The organism is Paraburkholderia lebeckiae (assembly GCF_050436325.1).
GTDB classification, from domain to species: Bacteria; Pseudomonadota; Gammaproteobacteria; order Burkholderiales; family Burkholderiaceae; genus Paraburkholderia; species Paraburkholderia tuberum.
Genome location: NZ_JBNDLZ010000003.1, coordinates 286,936 through 303,584, shown reverse-complemented (window position 1 = coordinate 303,584; position 16,649 = coordinate 286,936). Strand labels below are relative to the sequence as shown.

Annotated in this window: 10 protein-coding genes and 2 pseudogenes; 6 read left to right on the top strand and 6 right to left on the bottom strand. The window is 66.2% G+C overall.

Translation table 11 applies throughout. The annotated features are described in order from the left end of the window. Positions 1-36: 36 nt before the first annotated feature. Positions 37-594, bottom strand: coding sequence for a carboxymuconolactone decarboxylase family protein (locus tag OKW44_RS19415; protein ID WP_018417830.1), 558 nt, complete (start codon positions 592-594; stop codon positions 37-39). A gap of 206 nt (positions 595-800) precedes the next feature. On the opposite strand from OKW44_RS19415, the gene OKW44_RS19410 reads away from it, so the two are divergent. Further along, on the top strand, positions 801-1,817 hold the full coding sequence (locus OKW44_RS19410; protein ID WP_018417829.1) for an alcohol dehydrogenase: 1,017 nt from the start codon (positions 801-803) through the stop codon (positions 1,815-1,817). A 235-nt stretch (positions 1,818-2,052) separates the two neighbouring features. Here the strand turns inward: OKW44_RS19410 and katG are convergent, their stop codons facing one another. Then, on the bottom strand, positions 2,053-4,311 hold the full coding sequence (katG, locus tag OKW44_RS19405; RefSeq protein WP_018417828.1) for a catalase/peroxidase HPI: 2,259 nt from the start codon (positions 4,309-4,311) through the stop codon (positions 2,053-2,055). A 504-nt stretch (positions 4,312-4,815) separates the two neighbouring features. Here katG and OKW44_RS19400 point away from each other — a divergent pair. The 5 genes and pseudogenes from OKW44_RS19400 (at position 4,816) to OKW44_RS19380 (ending at position 12,535) form a co-directional block, all read left to right on the top strand. Next, positions 4,816-6,061 (top strand): annotated as a pseudogene (locus OKW44_RS19400) (tyrosine-type recombinase/integrase). A 227-nt stretch (positions 6,062-6,288) separates the two neighbouring features. Continuing rightward, complete coding sequence (locus OKW44_RS19395; protein ID WP_018417826.1) at positions 6,289-6,882, top strand: hypothetical protein; 594 nt, start codon at positions 6,289-6,291, stop codon at positions 6,880-6,882. Positions 6,883-7,216: 334 nt separating this feature from the next. Further along, a complete protein-coding gene (locus tag OKW44_RS19390) occupies positions 7,217-7,816 on the top strand; it encodes a DUF2760 domain-containing protein (RefSeq protein ID WP_018417825.1) in 600 nt (199 codons plus the stop codon). Then, complete coding sequence (locus OKW44_RS19385) at positions 7,813-9,660, top strand: Hsp70 family protein (protein WP_018417824.1); 1,848 nt, start codon at positions 7,813-7,815, stop codon at positions 9,658-9,660. The genes OKW44_RS19390 and OKW44_RS19385 overlap by 4 nt, the downstream gene beginning before the upstream one ends. A 5-nt stretch (positions 9,661-9,665) precedes the next feature. Beyond that, a pseudogene (locus tag OKW44_RS19380) lies at positions 9,666-12,535 on the top strand (Hsp70 family protein). Between the two features lie 109 nt (positions 12,536-12,644). Here the strand turns inward: OKW44_RS19380 and OKW44_RS19375 are convergent. From OKW44_RS19375 to OKW44_RS19360, 4 genes are all read right to left on the bottom strand, one after another. Next, positions 12,645-13,784, bottom strand: coding sequence for a 3-hydroxybutyrate oligomer hydrolase family protein (locus tag OKW44_RS19375; RefSeq protein ID WP_239498983.1), 1,140 nt, complete (start codon positions 13,782-13,784; stop codon positions 12,645-12,647). Continuing rightward, positions 13,684-14,073, bottom strand: a complete 390-nt coding sequence (locus tag OKW44_RS19370) for a hypothetical protein (protein ID WP_018417821.1) — start codon at positions 14,071-14,073, stop codon at positions 13,684-13,686. The genes OKW44_RS19375 and OKW44_RS19370 overlap by 101 nt, the downstream gene beginning before the upstream one ends. Positions 14,074-14,405: 332 nt before the next feature. Next, positions 14,406-14,924 (bottom strand): RidA family protein, encoded by a 519-nt coding sequence (locus OKW44_RS19365; RefSeq protein WP_018417820.1) that lies wholly within the window; start codon positions 14,922-14,924, stop codon positions 14,406-14,408. A gap of 118 nt (positions 14,925-15,042) precedes the next feature. After that, positions 15,043-16,578 carry an MltF family protein gene (locus OKW44_RS19360; protein ID WP_018417819.1) on the bottom strand — a complete coding sequence of 512 codons (1,536 nt, stop codon included), beginning with the start codon at positions 16,576-16,578 and terminating at the stop codon, positions 15,043-15,045. Between the last annotated feature and the right edge of the window lie 71 nt (positions 16,579-16,649).

Below are 16,649 nucleotides of genomic sequence, written 5' to 3'. Positions count from 1 at the left end.
GTGTCGCCCTCCTGTTGATGCCTGAATGGGATCGCTTCAGCGCGCGGGCGCGTGCCACGCGAATTCGGCGAACTGCGTTTCGAGCGGCGGCTCGGTGACGCTGCCGGTGTAGTTCGTGATCGTCGAGGCGGCGACCGCCGCAACCACCTCGAGAATCTGCTCCGCGCTGAAACCTGCCGCGAGGAAGCGTTGCCGGTCCTCATCGGCGAGGCGGCCGCGTTCTTCGATCAGCGTGCGCGCGAGCGTCGACAACGCCGCCAGCCTCGTGTCGTCGGGCACGCCGCCGTGGCGGATCGCCTCGACGTCGGCGCGACGCAGGCCCGCGTTCAAGCCGAGCGCGGTATGAAACGCCACCGCCCATTCGCTCGCGTTCGTCACGGCGTTGGTGAGCAGCAGCGTCTGGATCTCCGGTTCCGTCAGACTGCTCGCATGCACGCGCTCGAACAGGCCGATGAAGCCGTTGATCAGCACCGGTGAAGCCGCCATCTTGGCCGCGATGTTCGGAATCACGCCGAACGCCTGTTGCAGTTTTTGCAGCACGGGTTTCGATTGCTCGGGAGCGGACTCGATCGTGTGAACGGGATAGCTGGACATGGTATCTCCTTGAGGTGTGCGCCATCGGATCGGCGGCGCGGTAGTCGAAGAGTAGAGGCAGCCGCGCGGCGCGCCAATTACATCGGATGTCATCGCCCTCGGCCATGCGGCGGCGGCTTCTTTCTGGCGAGCCGCCCTGGACGCGGACTATGATGTTGGAGTTCGTTCCCCTCTTGTCCCGTTCGTCACTGGAAAGGAAGAACATCATGGCCACGATGAAAGCAGTCGAAGTGAAGCAGGCCGGCGGCCCGCTCGAACTGGTCGAACGCCAGGTGCCCGAGGCGGCCGCGGGTCACGTGCGTATCAGGATTCAGGCTTGCGGCATCTGCCATAGCGATGCGATGACCAAGGAAGGCCTGTGGCCGGGCCTGGCCTATCCGCGTGTGCCCGGTCACGAGATAGCGGGCGCGATCGATTCGGTCGGTGCGGGTGTCGAGGGCTGGCAGGTCGGGCAGCGTGTCGGGGTCGGCTGGCACGGCGGGCATTGCGGCAAATGCGAACACTGCCGCCAGGGCGACTTCGTGCTGTGCAAGTTCGCCCTCATCCCCGGCATCAGCTACGACGGCGGCTACGCCGAATACATGGTGGTCCCGGTCGAAGCCCTGGCGCGCATTCCCGACGATCTCTCCGATGTCGATGCCGCGCCGCTGCTCTGCGCGGGCATCACGACGTTCAACGCGATACGCAATAGCGGCGCGCGCGCCGGTGAGGTGGTCGCGATTCTCGGAATCGGCGGCCTCGGTCATCTCGGCGTGCAGTTCGCGCGCAAGATGGGCTTTCGCACGGTGGCGATCGCGCGCGGTCAGGACAAGGCCCCGCTCGCGCAGCAACTGGGCGCGCATCACTATATCGACAGCAAAACGGAAAACGTCGCCGAGAAGCTGCAGGCACTGGGCGGCGCGAAGCTGATACTGGCCACGGTGACGAGCGGCAAGGCGATGACCGCGACGCTCGGCGGTCTCGGCCTGAACGGCAAGCTCGTGATGGTCGGGGTTTCCGAAGAGCCGGTCGAAGTGCCGATCGTGCAGTTCATCATGGGACGCAACTCGGTGCAAGGCTGGCCCTCCGGCACCTCGGCTGATTCGCAGGACACGCTCGCGTTCAGCGCGCTCACCGGTGTCAAGCCGATGATCGAAGAGTATCCGCTCGCCGAGGCGGCGCAGGCCTTCGACCGGATGATGAGCGGTCACGCGCGTTTCAGGGTGGTGTTGAAGATGGTCTGAGTGGCTGCCTCCGGTGGAGGCAATGGAGATTGCATGACCATTCTGGATACGGGCAGCACGAGTGTCATCGGCACCCGGTGCTCGAACATCTGAAAGGCGGCGGCGCAGAAGCAGTGACGAGGCGAAGAAAAAGCGCGCTTGCCGGCATCCCGGCAAGCGCGCTCGATGACTTCGCAAATCCACCTTCAAAAACTGCGTCGACGTGGCAAAGAACTACTGGCCAGCACCGGCTGGATCAAGCCAGATCGAAACGATCCAGATTCATCACCTTGACCCACGCGGCAACGAAGTCGCGCACGAATTTCTCCTTGCCGTCCTCGCTCGCGTAGACCTCGCCCAAGGCGCGCAGCACCGAGTTCGAGCCGAACACCAGATCGACGCGCGTACCGGTCCACTTGACTTCGCCGCTCTTCGTGTCGGCACCTTCGAACGTTTCCGCGGCCTCCGACACCGGCGTCCATTCCGTGCCCATGTCGAGCAGATTGCGGAAGAAGTCGTTGGACAGCGTTTCCGGCTTGTTCGTCAGCACACCTTCGCTCCCAGCGCCCACCTTCAGCACGCGCAGGCCGCCGATCAGCACCGTCATCTCGGGCGCCGTCAACGTCAGCAGTTGCGCCTTGTCGATCAGCAGCTTCTCCGCCGCCACCGGGAACTTGCCGCCCAGATAGTTGCGGAAGCCGTCGTGGACCGGCTCCAGCACCGCGATCGCCTGGACGTCGGTCTGCTCCTGCGACGCATCCATGCGACCCGGCGAGAACGGCACCGTCACCTGCTGCCCGGCGTTCTTCGCGGCCTGCTCGACACCGGCGCCACCCGCCAGCACGATCAGGTCGGCAAGCGAAATCTTCTTGCCGCCGGACTGCGCACCGTTGAACTCGCTCTGGATGCCTTCGAGCACCTTCAGCACCTTCGCGAGCTCAGCGGGCTGGTTGACGGCCCAGTCCTTCTGCGGTGCGAGCCGGATGCGCGCGCCGTTGGCGCCGCCGCGCTTGTCCGAGCCGCGGAACGTCGAGGCCGAGGCCCACGCGGTCGTGACCAGCTGCGACACGGACAGCCCCGACGCGAGGATCTTCTGCTTCAGCGCCGCGACGTCCTTGTCGTCGACGAGCGGGTGATCGACGGCCGGAATCGGGTCCTGCCACAGCAGTTCCTCCGACGGCACTTCCGGGCCGAGATAGCGGGCGCGCGGACCCATGTCGCGATGCGTCAGCTTGAACCACGCACGCGCGAACGCGTCGGCGAACTCGTCGGGGTTGTCCATGAAGCGCCGCGAGATCTTTTCGTAGATCGGGTCGAGGCGGAGCGACAGGTCGGTCGTCAGCATCGTCGGCAGCACTTTCTTCGACGGGTCGTGCGCGTGCGGATACGTGGCCTGCGCGTCCTTCGCGACCCACTGGTTCGCACCCGCCGGGCTCTTCGTCAGCTCCCACTCGTGGCCGAACAGGCTCTGGAAGTAGCTCATGTCCCACTGCGTCGGCGTCGCGGTCCACGTGACTTCGATACCGCTCGTGATCGTGTCGCCGCCCCGGCCGGTGCCGAAGCTGTTGCGCCAGCCGAGCCCCTGGGCCTCGAGACCGGCACTTTCCGGTTCCGGGCCGACGTTATCGGCCGGGGCCGCGCCGTGCGTCTTGCCGAACGTGTGGCCGCCGGCGATCAGCGCGACCGTTTCCTCGTCGTTCATCGCCATGCGGCCGAACGTTTCGCGGATGTCGACTGCCGCGGCGAGCGGATCGGGATTGCCGTCCGGGCCTTCCGGATTCACGTAGATCAGGCCCATCTGCACCGCGCCGAGCGGGTTTTCGAGGTTGCGGCCGGGCGGATCGGTGCGGCTCTTTTCGGTGCCGTGCAGTTCCTCGTCGGCGACCAGCACGCCTTCGTCGTCTTCCCTGCCGGCCGCTCCCTTGCCGTAGCGGACGTCGCCGCCGAGCCAGGTCTTTTCATTGCCCCAGTAAACGTCCTGATCCGGTTCCCACGTGTCCGCGCGGCCGCCGCCGAAACCAAAAGTCTTGAAGCCCATCGTTTCGAGCGCGACGTTGCCGGTCAGGATCAGCAGGTCGGCCCACGAAATTTTCTGGCCGTATTTCTGCTTGATCGGCCATAGGAGCCGGCGAGCCTTGTCGAGGCTCACGTTGTCCGGCCAGCTATTGAGCGGCGCGAAACGCTGCTGGCCGCGCCCTGCGCCGCCGCGGCCGTCGCCGATGCGGTACGTGCCGGCGGCATGCCACGCCATACGGATAAACAGCGGGCCGTAGTGGCCAAAGTCCGCGGGCCACCAAGGCTGCGAATCAGTCATTAGCGCGGCGAGGTCTTTCTTGACCGCGGCGTAGTCGAGGCTCTTGAATGCCTCGGCATAGTTGAAGTCTTCGTCTAGCGGATTGGAGCGGTTCGAATGCTGGTTGAGCAGGTCGAGGCGCAATTGCTTCGGCCACCAGTCCCGATTGGTCGTCCCGCCGCCGGCGGTATGGATGAACGGGCACTTTGCTTCGTTTGACATGCGTTCTCTCCTTTGGAGGATGTCTCCGTTGTCGATCGGAGTCGGTGCCTAGGTACTTTCTCCAATCCATGCAAGGTACTTGTTATGCGTTTGTCATCGTGTCAGGCTCGCGTGGCAATTTGACGATCCGAAAACCCGACAGTCAGCCGAATGGCTCGGCAGTGCACTCATGAAATCCAGAGTCGGCGCACTACTCCTATTCGAATATAGGCGAGGACAAAGTTCAATAGTATTCGAATACGGCAATGCCACTAATAGACGGCGACTATATCGGGTAGCCACCGCGCGGCGTCCCGCATCGCTGAACGCCGATCGATCGACACCAAGTCGAAGCTTGAGCGCACCCGGCTGTTTTGCGCCAGGCGCAGCCGACTGTGTGATAGGGTTTCGCGTTTCTTCCGCAACAGAGTGGGCGCTGCTTTCTTTTCAGGCGAGCGCTTCTGACAGCACCTGAGCGGAGCAGAATGACGCCAAACGGCGTGCGCCCGAGGAGTGTCCCGAACCGTGTCCAAAGCCGTGCCGAAAGCTGCCCTGAACGCTGAGCTCGCCACCGTCCAGCCCGTCGAATCGCTCGTCGTGCCGGAACTGCTCGATGGCCGCGACGGCACCAATCGCGGCGCGGCGGAAAACTCGCAACTATCGGCGCGCAACGACCTCGACGCCGTGCGCGCCTGGCTGTCCAATTACGCGGACACCAAGACCACCTTCGACAACTACCGCAAGGAAGCGGAGCGGCTGCTGCTATGGGCCGTCGTGCAGCTCGGCAAGCCGCCTGTCGTCGCTGACGCACGAGGATCTGCTGCTGTTCAAGGCGTTCATCGCCGATCCGCAGCCGGCCACCCGCTGGGTGTCGGCGAACGGCGGCAAATACGCGCGCGGCGACGCACGCTGGCGGCCGTTCAACGGGCCGCTGTCGCCGGCCAGCCAGCGCCAGGCGCTGATCATCCTGAACGCGATGTTCACGTGGCTCGTCAATGCCGGCTATCTGCGCGGCAATCCGATGGCGCTCCTGCGACAACGCGCGAAGCGCTCGGCGCCGCGCGTCACCCGCTATCTGTCGACGTCGCTATGGGACGAAGTGAAGCTGTTCGTCGAGCAGCTGCCGCAAGATACCGATGCGCAACGCGCGTACTACGCGCGTTGCCGCTGGCTGACCACGCTCTTCTATTTGCAGGGCATGCGCATTTCCGAGGTGGCTGGCGGGCAGATGGGCCAGTTCTTCAGAAGGCTCGGCGCCGATGGTCAGGACCAGTGGTGGCTCGAGACGCTCGGCAAGGGCGACAAGGAGCGGATCGTGCCGGTGTCGGCCGAACTGGTTCAGGAACTGCGCGGCTACCGCACGCTCAATGGCCTCGCCGCCCTGCCGACCCGCGCCGAGGAAACGCCGCTCGTGCTGCCGTTCAAGGGCCGCAACCGCTGCCTGTCGCGCTCGGCGATTCACGACGCGATCAAGGGCATCTTCGCGGGCGCGGCCATGTGGTTGCGCGCGCGCGGCCCCGAATTCGCCGATCGCGCCGACGAGCTCGAGCGCGCGTCGGCGCACTGGCTGCGGCATACGGCCGGTTCGCATCAGGCGGACGGCGGCGTCGATCTGCGCACGATCCGCGACAATCTCGGCCACGTTTCGCTGAATACGACCAGTCTTTACCTCCATACCGAGGACGACGCGCGGCATACCGAGACCGTTAATCGACACCGGATGAACTGGGACGAGGCGAAGTCTAAAGACGGCGATGCGGGCGGCAATTAGGCGCGGATCGGGCGTGTGAAGCGGGCGTGTGAAGCGTGCCGGAATTTTTGCGTTATTTCTTTCTATTTCCCAGTTGGATCAATTCATCAGGCGATGCGCGCCGGGCATGCGTTTGCGCCTGCGCGTTTACCCGCTCATTTCCCTAGTCGTCGATTCATATCTCAAGAATGCAAAACGCCGACCGTTAAACGAGCGTCGCTCGACAAACAATCGATGCAAACCGGGGAATGAACTTGAAAACCATCACAAACGCGATGTTGGCGTCGGCTGCGTGCGCTACCTTTCTCGCGGGCTGCGTGACCAGTGGGCAAGACCGGCTCGTCAGCGCCCCGAACCGGGTCAACGAAGTGACCGTGACCGCGTATCAGCCGTTGCCGACCGATGTGTACGTCGCCAATGTGGTCGATCGCGATGTGGTGATCGTCGGCGGCGATACGTATATCTGGGTCGTCGGTCGCGACGGCGTCCGGCATCGCCAGTTCTATGCTCATGGCGATCATCGCGCGGAGGTCTTGCATCGCCGTGAGGAGCTGCATCGCGTGATGGCGAGCCATGACGGTCATCTGCCGGAGCATCCCGGCGGCGAGCATCCGGGGGGCGCGCATCCGCCGCTCGGGCACCCGGGCGGCACCGCGCCGGCGATGGCCGCGCACGGACAGCCGCCTCGAGCCGACAGGCACGTCGCCGGACCGGTCAGGTCGGCACCCGCGACGGCCGCGCACGGACAACCGCGCCGCGCCGTCATCCACGTCGCCGGGCCGGTCAGGCCCGCGCCCGCACCATCGGCAAAGCGGGTGTCGAAGGATCCGAAGAAGTCATAACGTCGCTGACAGGCGCGCTGCCAAAGCGCCTTCCTGCATCGCCCGCTTCCCCCAACTCCCCGCCAATCCCACCCCATTGCCCGCTAGAATTGCCGGCTTTGCCCGCGTCGGGCGCGCCGCAAGGCAAAATACGGGTTTTGCGCGCGCCGCACGCGCGGCCGACCCGGTCGCGAAGCGTCCCCAAACCGTTTTCGGGCCCAGCGGTTGCATCGTCGCCCCGGACCGCGCGCCGACCCGCAACATCACAGCCCCGCCCGGCCCGTCAGCTTCGCTGCCCGGCGCACGCAGCGCGGCGAGGACCGCTCGTCCCCAACAGAGCAGATCAGGAGCCTTTATGAGCGATTCGAATCCATCCTTCCTCGGCCGCATTTCGCTGGCCGTCGGCACGTTTTTCAGCATTCTCGGCAATGGCGACTTCGCCGCCGACGTCCTGCGCCTGCGCAACGGCGAAAAGATCGGCGCGGCCCCGGCAGCCGCCCCCGCCGCCGCGGCAACCCCGGCCCCCGCCGCCGCCCCGCAACCGAAGCCGCAACGCGCTCCGGTGCTGAAGGAGGCCTCCCCCGACGCCGCGCTGCAACTGCTCGGCCTGCTGCAACGCGACGCGCGCTTCATCGATTTCGTCGAGGAGGACATCAAGGCCTATAGCGACGCCGACATCGGCGCGGCCGCGCGCCTCGTGCACGAAGGCTGCCGCGCGACGCTGCGCGAGCACTTCACGATCCGCCCGGTGCGCGACGAAGCCGAAGGCAGCCGCGTGACGCTGCCCGCAGGCTTCGACGCGAGCTCGGTCCGTTTGACCGGCAACGTGGTCGGCAGTGCGCCGTTCAACGGCAGCATCAGCCATCGCGGCTGGCGCGTCGAGGATGTGCGTCTGCCGAAGCTCGCGGACGGTCATAACGCAAAGGTCATCGCACCGGCGGAGGTGGAGCTATGAACGACGCACGCTATTCGATCGGCATCGATCTCGGCACCACGCACTGCGCGTTGTCCTACGTGGACACGCACGCGAGCGACGGCGAGAAAACCACCCAGGACGTGCTGTCGATCGCCCAGCTCACGGGCCCCGGCGCAATCGATAATCTGCCGCTCCTGCCCTCGTTCCTGTACCTGCCGCATCCCGACGAACTGGCCTCCGGCGATCTCTACCTGCCGTGGACCGGCCAGCGCGAATTCGCGGTCGGCGAATTCGCGCGCAGCCGCGGCGCCGGCACGCCGATCCGGCTCGTGTCGAGCGCGAAAAGCTGGCTGTGCCATCCGGGCGTCGACCGGCGCGCGGGCATTCTGCCGAACGACGCGCCGCCCGAAGTCACGCGCGTGTCGCCGCTCGAAAGCTCGGTGCGCTACCTGACGCACCTGCGCGAGGCGTGGGACCACGCGCATCCGGACGCGCCGTTCGGCGAGCAGGACATCACGGTGACGATCCCGGCGTCGTTCGACCCGGCCGCGCGCGAGCTGACGGCGGAGGCCGCCGAAGCCGCCGGCTTCACGCGCATGACGCTGCTCGAAGAGCCGCAGGCGGCGCTCTATAGCTGGATCCAGAAGAGCGGCGGGCAGTGGCGCAAGCAGGTCGAAGTCGGCGACATCATCCTCGTCGTCGACGTCGGCGGCGGCACGACCGACCTGTCGCTGATCGCGGTGATCGAGCGCGACGGCAATCTCGAACTGCATCGCGTCGCGGTCGGCGATCACATCCTGCTCGGCGGCGACAACATGGACCTCGCGCTCGCGCACGTGGTCGCGCGCAAGCTCGCCGCGCAGGGCACCCAGGCCGACGCGTGGCAACTGCGCGCGCTCACCTACGCGTGCCGCGCGGCGAAGGAAACGCTGCTCAGCGACCCCGCCACCGACACCGTGCCGCTCGTCGTGCCGAGCCGCGGCTCGAAGCTGATCGGCGGCTCGATCCGCACCGAGCTGACGCGCGCCGAACTGACACAGACGATCCTCGACGGCTTCTTCCCGCAGATCGACAGCGCCGCGCGTCCGGTGAGCCGCGCGCGGGTCGGTCTGACGCAGCTCGGCTTGCCGTATGCGCAGGACGCGGGCATCACGCGGCATCTGGCGGCGTTCCTCGGGCGTCAGGTCGGCGCGCTGGCGGAACTCGAAGGGCTGCGCGAGCATGTCGCGCCCAATGCGAGCTTCCTGCATCCGACCGCGGTGCTGTTCAACGGCGGCGTGTTCAAGTCGACGCTGCTCGTCGAACGGATCATGGGCACGCTGAACGGCTGGCTCGCGACCGAAGGCGCGGCGCCCGCCCGTCTGCTCGAAGGCGCGGACCTCGATCTGGCGGTCGCGCGCGGCGCGGCCTACTACGGCTACGTGCGGCGCGGCCGCGGCGTGCGGATTCGCGGCGGCACCGCGCGCGCGTACTACATCGCGATCGAATCGGCGATGCCGGCCGTGCCCGGGCTCGAGCCGCCGGTGCAGGCGCTGTGCGTCGCGCCGTTCGGCATGGAAGAAGGCACCGACGCCGAGCTGCCCGCGCAGGAGTTCGGGCTGGTCGTCGGCGAGCCCGTGCATTTCCGCTTCTTCGGCTCGTCGGTGCGTCGTCAGGATCAGGTCGGCACGCTGCTCGATTACTGGGGCCCCGAGGAGTTGCAGGAACTCGAGGAAATCCAGGCGACGCTGCCGGCGGCCGGCCGCACCGCCGGCGAAGTCGTGCCGGTGAAGCTGCACGCGCGTGTGACCGAAGCGGGCACGCTCGAACTCGAAGCGATCCCGCGCGGCTCCGACGAGCGCTGGAAAGTCGAATTCGACGTGCGCGGCAACGCGAATGCGTGATTGACATGAAGCGGTACAGCGTCGGCATCGATCTCGGCACCAGCAACACGGTGCTCGCGTACGCGCAAGCCGGATCGCAGCAGATTCATGTGTTCGAGATCGAGCAACTCGTGAGCCCCGGCGAAGTCGCCGCGCGGCCGCTGTTGCCGTCGGTGCGCTATCAGCCGGCCGACGGCGAACTGAGCGCGGCCGACCTGCAGTTGCCGTGGTCCGGTGCGCGTGCGGCGTCGGGCCACGGCAAGGACGCGACGCAGCCGGTCGTGGTCGGCCGGCTCGCGCGGCTGCTCGGCGCGCAGGTGCCGGGGCGGCTCGTCGCGAGCGCGAAAAGCTGGCTGTCGCACGCGTCGGTCGATCGCGTCGCGCCGATCCTGCCGTGGGGCGCGCCCGACGACGTCCGCAAGATTTCGCCGCTCGAGGCGAGCGCGAGCTACCTCGCGCACGTGCGCGCCGCATGGAACCAGCACTTTCCGAAGGCGCCGCTCGAACAGCAGGATGTCGTGCTGACGGTGCCCGCATCGTTCGACGAAGGCGCGCGCGCGTTGACCGTCGAAGCGGCGCGGCTCGCGGGGCTGCCGTCGCTGCGGCTGCTCGAAGAGCCGCAGGCCGCGTTCTACGACTGGCTGTTCCGGCATCGCGACACGCTTGCCGACGAGTTGGCGGACACCCGGCTCGTGCTGATCTGCGACGTCGGCGGCGGCACCACCGATCTGACGCTGATCGAAGTAGGCCTGTCCGACGACGGCGAGCCGCGCCTGACGCGCGTCGGTGTCGGCAATCATCTGATGCTCGGCGGCGATAACATGGACCTCGCGCTCGCGCATCTGGTCGAGGCGCGGCTGTTGGGTGGTGCCGGCGGCGGTGCGCAGGCGCCGCAACGGCTATCGGCGGCGAGCCTGTCGCAGCTGGTCGAGCGATGCCGCGCGTCGCGAAGGAGCAATTGCTCGGCGCGCAGGCGCCCGAGTCGGCGCCGGTCACCTTGCTCGGCGCGGGCTCGAAGCTGATCGGCGGCGCGCGCACGACGCAGGTCACGCGCGACGAGGTCGAGAAGATCATCGTCGATGGTTTCTTTCCGCAGGTGGCCGCCGATGAGCGTCCGGGCCGGCCGCGCGGCGCGATCGTCGAATTCGGCCTGCCGTACGCGACCGATGCGGCGGTCACGCGGCATATCGCGGCGTTTCTCGAACGCTTCGCCGCGCAGTCGCGCAAGGCCCTGGACGCGGATTCCAGCAAGCCGGACGCATCCGGCACAGCCGCCCTGCCCGTTCCCGACACGCTACTGCTCAACGGCGGCGTGTTCCGCGCCGACGCGCTGTCGCGGCGTCTGGCCGACACGCTCGGCGGGTGGCGCGGCGCGCCGCTCAACGTGCTGCACAACGACAACCCCGACATCGCGGTCGCACGCGGCGCGGTCGCCTATACGCTCGCGCGCGCGGGCTTCGCGCCGAAAATCGGCGGCGGTTCGCCACGCAGCTATTTTCTGGTGCTCGACGAAACGCCTGCCGGCAAAGGCGACGCCGAACCGGACGCGACGCCCGCGCAACGCGGCATCTGCCTGCTGCCGCGCGGCACCGAGGAAGGTCACGAGATTCTGATCTCGGACCGCACGTTCGCGCTGCGGCTCGGGCATCCGGTGCGCTTTCACCTGGTGTCGTCGAGCGCGGACACCGCGTATCAGCCCGGCGAACTGGTCGACCTCGCGGGCGGCGACTTCGTGCGTTTGCCGCCGATCGCGACGATCGTCCAGCCACGCGACGGCCATCGCGCTCGCGAAACCGCCGTGCGCATCGCGACGTCGCTGACCGAGGTCGGCACGCTCGACGTCCATTGCATCGAGCTCGACGAGCCGTCGCAACGCTGGCTGCTCGAATTCCAGCTGCGCCACGCCGACGCGCAAGTGGATCTATCCTCCGAGGGCGCACCGCAACGCCACCCGGCGCTCGATCGCGCGATCGAACTGATCGACCGTTGCTTCGGCGCCCGCGGGCAAAACGTCGACCCGAAGGAGATCAAACGACTGCGCGCGCAGCTCGAACATCTGCTCGGCCCGCGCGACAGCTGGAACAGCGCGTTGCTGCGCGAACTGTTCGGCGCGCTGTGGGAGCGCGCGCGCCGCCGCCGCCGCACGGCCGATCACGAACGGCTGTGGCTGAATCTGGCCGGCTATTGCGTGCGGCCCGGCTTCGGTTATCCGCTCGACGAATGGCGCGTCGAGCAACTGTGGACGCTGTTCGACGATGGCATCCAATACGTGACCGACAGCCAGGTATGGTCGGAATGGTGGACGCTGTGGCGCCGCGCGGCCGGTGGCCTCGGCGAAGATGCGCAGCTGCGCGTGCTCGACGCGATGGACTATCTGCAGAAGGCCGCGCATTCGCGTCACAAGCTGCCGTTCGATGTCGCGAAGACCGGCTTTGCCGATATGGTGCGCCTGTCCGCATCGCTCGAACGGATTCCGGCCGAACGCAAGATCGAACTTGGCGAGGCGGTGCTCGCTCGCCTGAAAAAGCCCGCGGAAAACCATCAAAGCTGGTGGGCGGTCGGACGGATCGGCGCGCGCCAGCCGTTTTACGGCAGCGCGCATAGCGTCGTGCCGCCCGAGGTCGCCGCGCAATGGCTCGATGCGATCCTCGCGCTCGACTGGAAGAAGGTCGACCCCGCCGCCTTCGCGGCCGTCCAGATCGTCCGCATGACCGGCGACCGCTCGCGCGATCTGCCCGACGCGCTGCGCGCGAGCGTCGTGCGACGCCTCGAAGCGGCGAGCGCGCCGCGCGCCTGGATCACGATGGTCAGCGAAGTCGTCGCGCTCGATAACGCCGACGAAGGTCGCGTGTTCGGGGAATCGCTGCCGGTCGGGTTGAAGCTGATCGGCGGCTAAAGCGTTTTGCGCGGCGCGAAGCTCAGCACCGCCCGTGCGGCGTCCAGATGCACAGCAACGCGCACACAGGCGGATACCTGTGTGCGCGCATTGCTTCAGCACGCGCCCCTCAATTCGGCACGTTCACGGCGCCATTCGTTGCGGAAATCGCATTGACACCCGGGCTCGTCGAGATCGCCGGCAGGTTGGCCGTGGTCAGCGCCGGTGCGGCTCCCGGCACGCCGCCGCGCGGTATCGTGTGGATCACCTGCGACGGCGGCAACGGCGTGCCGTTCTTCAGATGAGCCCACATCAGATTGAGCGCCTGAAGATTGTAGTAATGCAACGGCACGAAACGCGTATCGAAACCGGCGACGCCGAGGAACGCGTCAAAGTGCTGACCGTTCGTGACTTCGTACAGCGCCAGCTTGCTCGCGCTGCCCTCAGCCACCTGATTCAATCCGAGATACGGCCGCGACGCGTGATTGATCGGCACGAGCGCATCCGCGCGTCCTTGCACGATGATGGTGGGCTTGCCATGCAGATTCGCATTCACGCGAATTGCATCGACGCTGGCATTCAACGAACCGCTTGTCCACCGCGCGCGCAGACATGCGGCGCCCGCGTAGCTCGCATCGGCGGTCGCGAGCCGATGATCGACCGCGCCGGAGGCGCCCGCGTTGTAGACGAGGTTGATGCCATTGGTCGGCGGCACGCCGTTGCCGTTGCCGAACACCGTCAGCATCGGCGACACCGCCGGCGTCACGCCGGCTGCGCCAGTCGCGCTGGTGGTGCCGAAGCTGAAGTCGCACAGGTTGTCGGCGACACTTGCGCGCGCATACGCATTCGCATAGGTCACGGCGACGGCCGGCACCGCCTGCGAGTCCCACATCGGCGCTTGCAGCAGGTCGGAGTCGGTCTGATAGCCGTTCTGATGCAGCAGCGCGAGCGCATTGGTGGCCTGCGTCACCGTATCCGTTCCCGCGATCACGCCGGCCGCCGCGAGCGACGCGCAACGCGCGGTGCGCAGCGCGGTGGTGGTCGCGCTCGGCAGCGCGGTCAGATACGGCGCGCCGGTCGCGGCGGGCGCGAGCGCGGCGCACGGCTGCAGCAGGTTCGCGAGCGTCATGTAATCGGCGAGCGGCATAGTTGGCCCCCCAATATGCCGCTTACGAGTCCTTCTGGAAATAGCTGCTCTCGGCGACGTATGCGCCACCGGCCGTTGCGATTTTCCCGAGTTCGTTGATGGCCAATCCGATGAGCTTCGCATCTCGCTGTGCCTTCGAGACATCGGGTTGATGACCTGTCAGTCCGTCGAATGCCGGTGGCCGCTCGCTCGCAGCGATTGCCAATGCGAACGACTCCGCCACGACTGGATTGACTGGGGTTTGCAGGCCGGCGGCAATGACATCGGCAGGGGCGCCGGCGAGCCCTTTCTGAAAATGAAGTTCGACAAGCCAGTAGCGCGTAGCGCTCATCAGCGCGTCGACGAGTTCGGGTTGGCGTTCGCTCGCCAGCATTGCTGCAGGCAACCACAGCGAGTCGAAGCCGTGGATCACATGACCGGCCTCGGCGAGATTCGATTGCCGGGAGATTCACGACAGAGGTCGAGCGGTGACTCCGCTCGGATCAGGTAGCCATCCACCTGCTATTTCAGTCGCGCCCAGTCCGAAGGCGTGGGCCATCCCGGTTCGCCCAGTCGTACGCGTCGCGGGACCTCCGCAGCCTGAGCGGCACCAGGCCGAAGCAACGGCCCGATTGACTGACCCAGCGGAACGACCGCGAGCCACCTGATCAGATCACGGCGCTTCACCATGGCGCTCCTCCACGCTGAAACGTGATCGTTTCCATTTCTCAAACGATCGCTCGCGACAGCGGTGGCGGCACGGGCTCACGCCTCGCTCGATGCAATCGCTCGAGCGTCTCGTGGAAAAAGTTCGACTTCAGCCTCGATCTCCACGGGAATGTTGAAGGGAAGCTCGGCCAGTCCCACCGCGCTGCGAGCGTGAACGCCGCGCTCCTCGCCAAAGACAGCGAGTATCAGTTCCGAGAAGCCGTTGATCACCGCGGGCTGTCGGTTGAACCCTGGTGCCGAGTTGACCATGCCGAACACCCTCGTCCAACAGGCGATGCGCTCCAGACTTCCGAGCTCGCGCTTGAGGCTGCCCAGAATAGCGAGCGCGGTGAGACGAGCCGCCACGAAGGCCTGCTCCTGCGAAACCTGACTGCCCACCTTGCCAAGTGGCTCGGCCAGCGAGCCGTCCGCGTTGGTCGGTCCATGGCCCGAGATGCAAGCCCTGTTGCCGACTACCCGTACCCATGGGAACGGAAGCGTCAGGCCTGGAGGAAGCCGCAACGGTTCCGGCAAGACGTAGCCAAGTGCGTGCAAGCGATCTTCAACGGTCGACATATTCAGACTCCACGTGAATGCCCGACGGCGTTTATTCGCGCGCGCGCCTCGATGATCGCGCAGCAGTGTGGCTGCGGCACGTCGCTGCGGTGACAGCGCTTTCAGATGCCCGCTTCCCTCACGTTCCGCCCAGCTTGCGCATCTGCCCGATAGCGCGAGCGCGTGCAGCCTCGGCCTCCTGGACGAGCCGGTACGCAACGTAATATTTAAAGACATTGCGCACGTACGTCGTTGGCTCGATGCCGATTTTCTCGGCGACTACGATTTCGACATTGTTGAACCACTTGTTAGGATCGAGACCGCGCGCCGCCGCTTCCTTGCGCATTTTGGCGATGTTTGCGGGTCCTGCGTTATAGCTTGCGAATGCGAACAGCGAGCGGTCCCGTTCCGAGAAGTGAGCATCGGGAAAGTAACGGGCCATCAGCACATCGAGATATTTCGCTCCCGCATGTACGTTGGACTCCGCCACCCTGATGTCGCCAACCGCAAGTTCCTTCCCCGTGGCTGGCATCAGCTGCATGATCCCGATTGCCCCAACGTGACTGCGGGCGCTCTGGTTCAGCTGGGACTCCTGATAGCCCTGAGCCGCAAGCAAAAGCGGATCGAAGCCGTACTGCGCACCGTATTTTTTGAAAAGACCGACGGTCTGTCTGAACCGCTTCAGCTCCGCTGACTCCGTATTGTTGGAGATCTGCTTGATGCGCTTCATTTCCTGCTGCAGACGGACTTCCGCGACACTCTGCTTCTTCACGTAATTCAAGTAGAAGTCGTTGATCGCGTCCTGCAGTTTGGGGCTCTTGAAGCGCACCGCCCAGCCGATGTAGCCTGCGTCGCGCACCGAAATATCGTTGTGCACGACGATTCCAGCCAGTACCGGCGCCCATACCTTTGCCTTCCAGTCGTCCACGACGAGGATCTGGAGCAGCCCGACATTGAGCATCTCCATCGCGTCCTCGTCCTCGAGCGCGTCGGGCAACGGCACGAGTTTCACCGGAGCTTTGCCTTCCTTGCCAAAACGCGCGTTCAACGCGTTCAGGCTCTCGTAATAGCTGCTGCTTGGCCGCACATGGACCGTCTTACCGCTGAGATCGTCGAGCTTCGCGAGGGCCGGCGACTTCGGCCCGGTCACGACCACCTCGCGTACTGCTGTCCGGTCACGCGGCGCCACGAAGTCGACCTGCTTCAGGCGGGCCTCCGTGACCGTCAGATTGCCCGCGGCGATGTCGCCCCGGCCCGCTATCAGCCCCGGGAGCAACTGGTCGCGAGTCGTCGGAATGATGACCAGAGTGAGCGGACGCTTGCCGAGCGTCGCCCGGTACTTCTTGTTCACATAACGCTCGAAGTCCCGCATGAGACCGGCGGTCAGCCCACGTTCGTGACCTTGCTCATTCAGATAGAGCGTTCGACTGTAGGGAACCAGAACGCGGATCAGACGCCGGTCGAGCATGGCGTCGAAATCCCCCGTGAACGGTTGATTGCCGAGATCGATACGGCGCGCTGCGGGAGCCGACGCCGCGGCGGTTGGGGATGCCGGGAGGGCCGACGAGGCGGCCGGCTGCGCGGCGACACTTTGGGCGGCGACGCACGCCGCGGGGCCGACGATCATGCCTGAGCAGAACGCCGCGATGTACAGCAACGTTTGAATGATGCGCATCGTAAAACACCCTGCTGTCGCACCCGGCGACTGCGTCGACGTTCGCTACGCGCATCCATATTGCCACGATG

Bases quoted from the DNA above. Each gene is read 5' to 3' on its own strand.
- OKW44_RS19415 (WP_018417830.1), bottom strand. From the start codon at position 594: ATGTCCAGCTATCCCGTTCACACGATCGAGTCCGCTCCCGAGCAATCG.
- OKW44_RS19410 (WP_018417829.1), top strand. From the start codon at position 801: ATGGCCACGATGAAAGCAGTCGAAGTGAAGCAGGCCGGCGGCCCGCTC.
- katG (WP_018417828.1), bottom strand. From the start codon at position 4,311: ATGTCAAACGAAGCAAAGTGCCCGTTCATCCATACCGCCGGCGGCGGG.
- OKW44_RS19395 (WP_018417826.1), top strand. From the start codon at position 6,289: ATGAACTTGAAAACCATCACAAACGCGATGTTGGCGTCGGCTGCGTGC.
- OKW44_RS19390 (WP_018417825.1), top strand. From the start codon at position 7,217: ATGAGCGATTCGAATCCATCCTTCCTCGGCCGCATTTCGCTGGCCGTC.
- OKW44_RS19385 (WP_018417824.1), top strand. From the start codon at position 7,813: ATGAACGACGCACGCTATTCGATCGGCATCGATCTCGGCACCACGCAC.
- OKW44_RS19375 (WP_239498983.1), bottom strand. From the start codon at position 13,784: ATGCGAAGCTCATCGGATTGGCCATCAACGAACTCGGGAAAATCGCAA.
- OKW44_RS19365 (WP_018417820.1), bottom strand. From the start codon at position 14,924: ATGTCGACCGTTGAAGATCGCTTGCACGCACTTGGCTACGTCTTGCCG.
- OKW44_RS19360 (WP_018417819.1), bottom strand. From the start codon at position 16,578: ATGCGCATCATTCAAACGTTGCTGTACATCGCGGCGTTCTGCTCAGGC.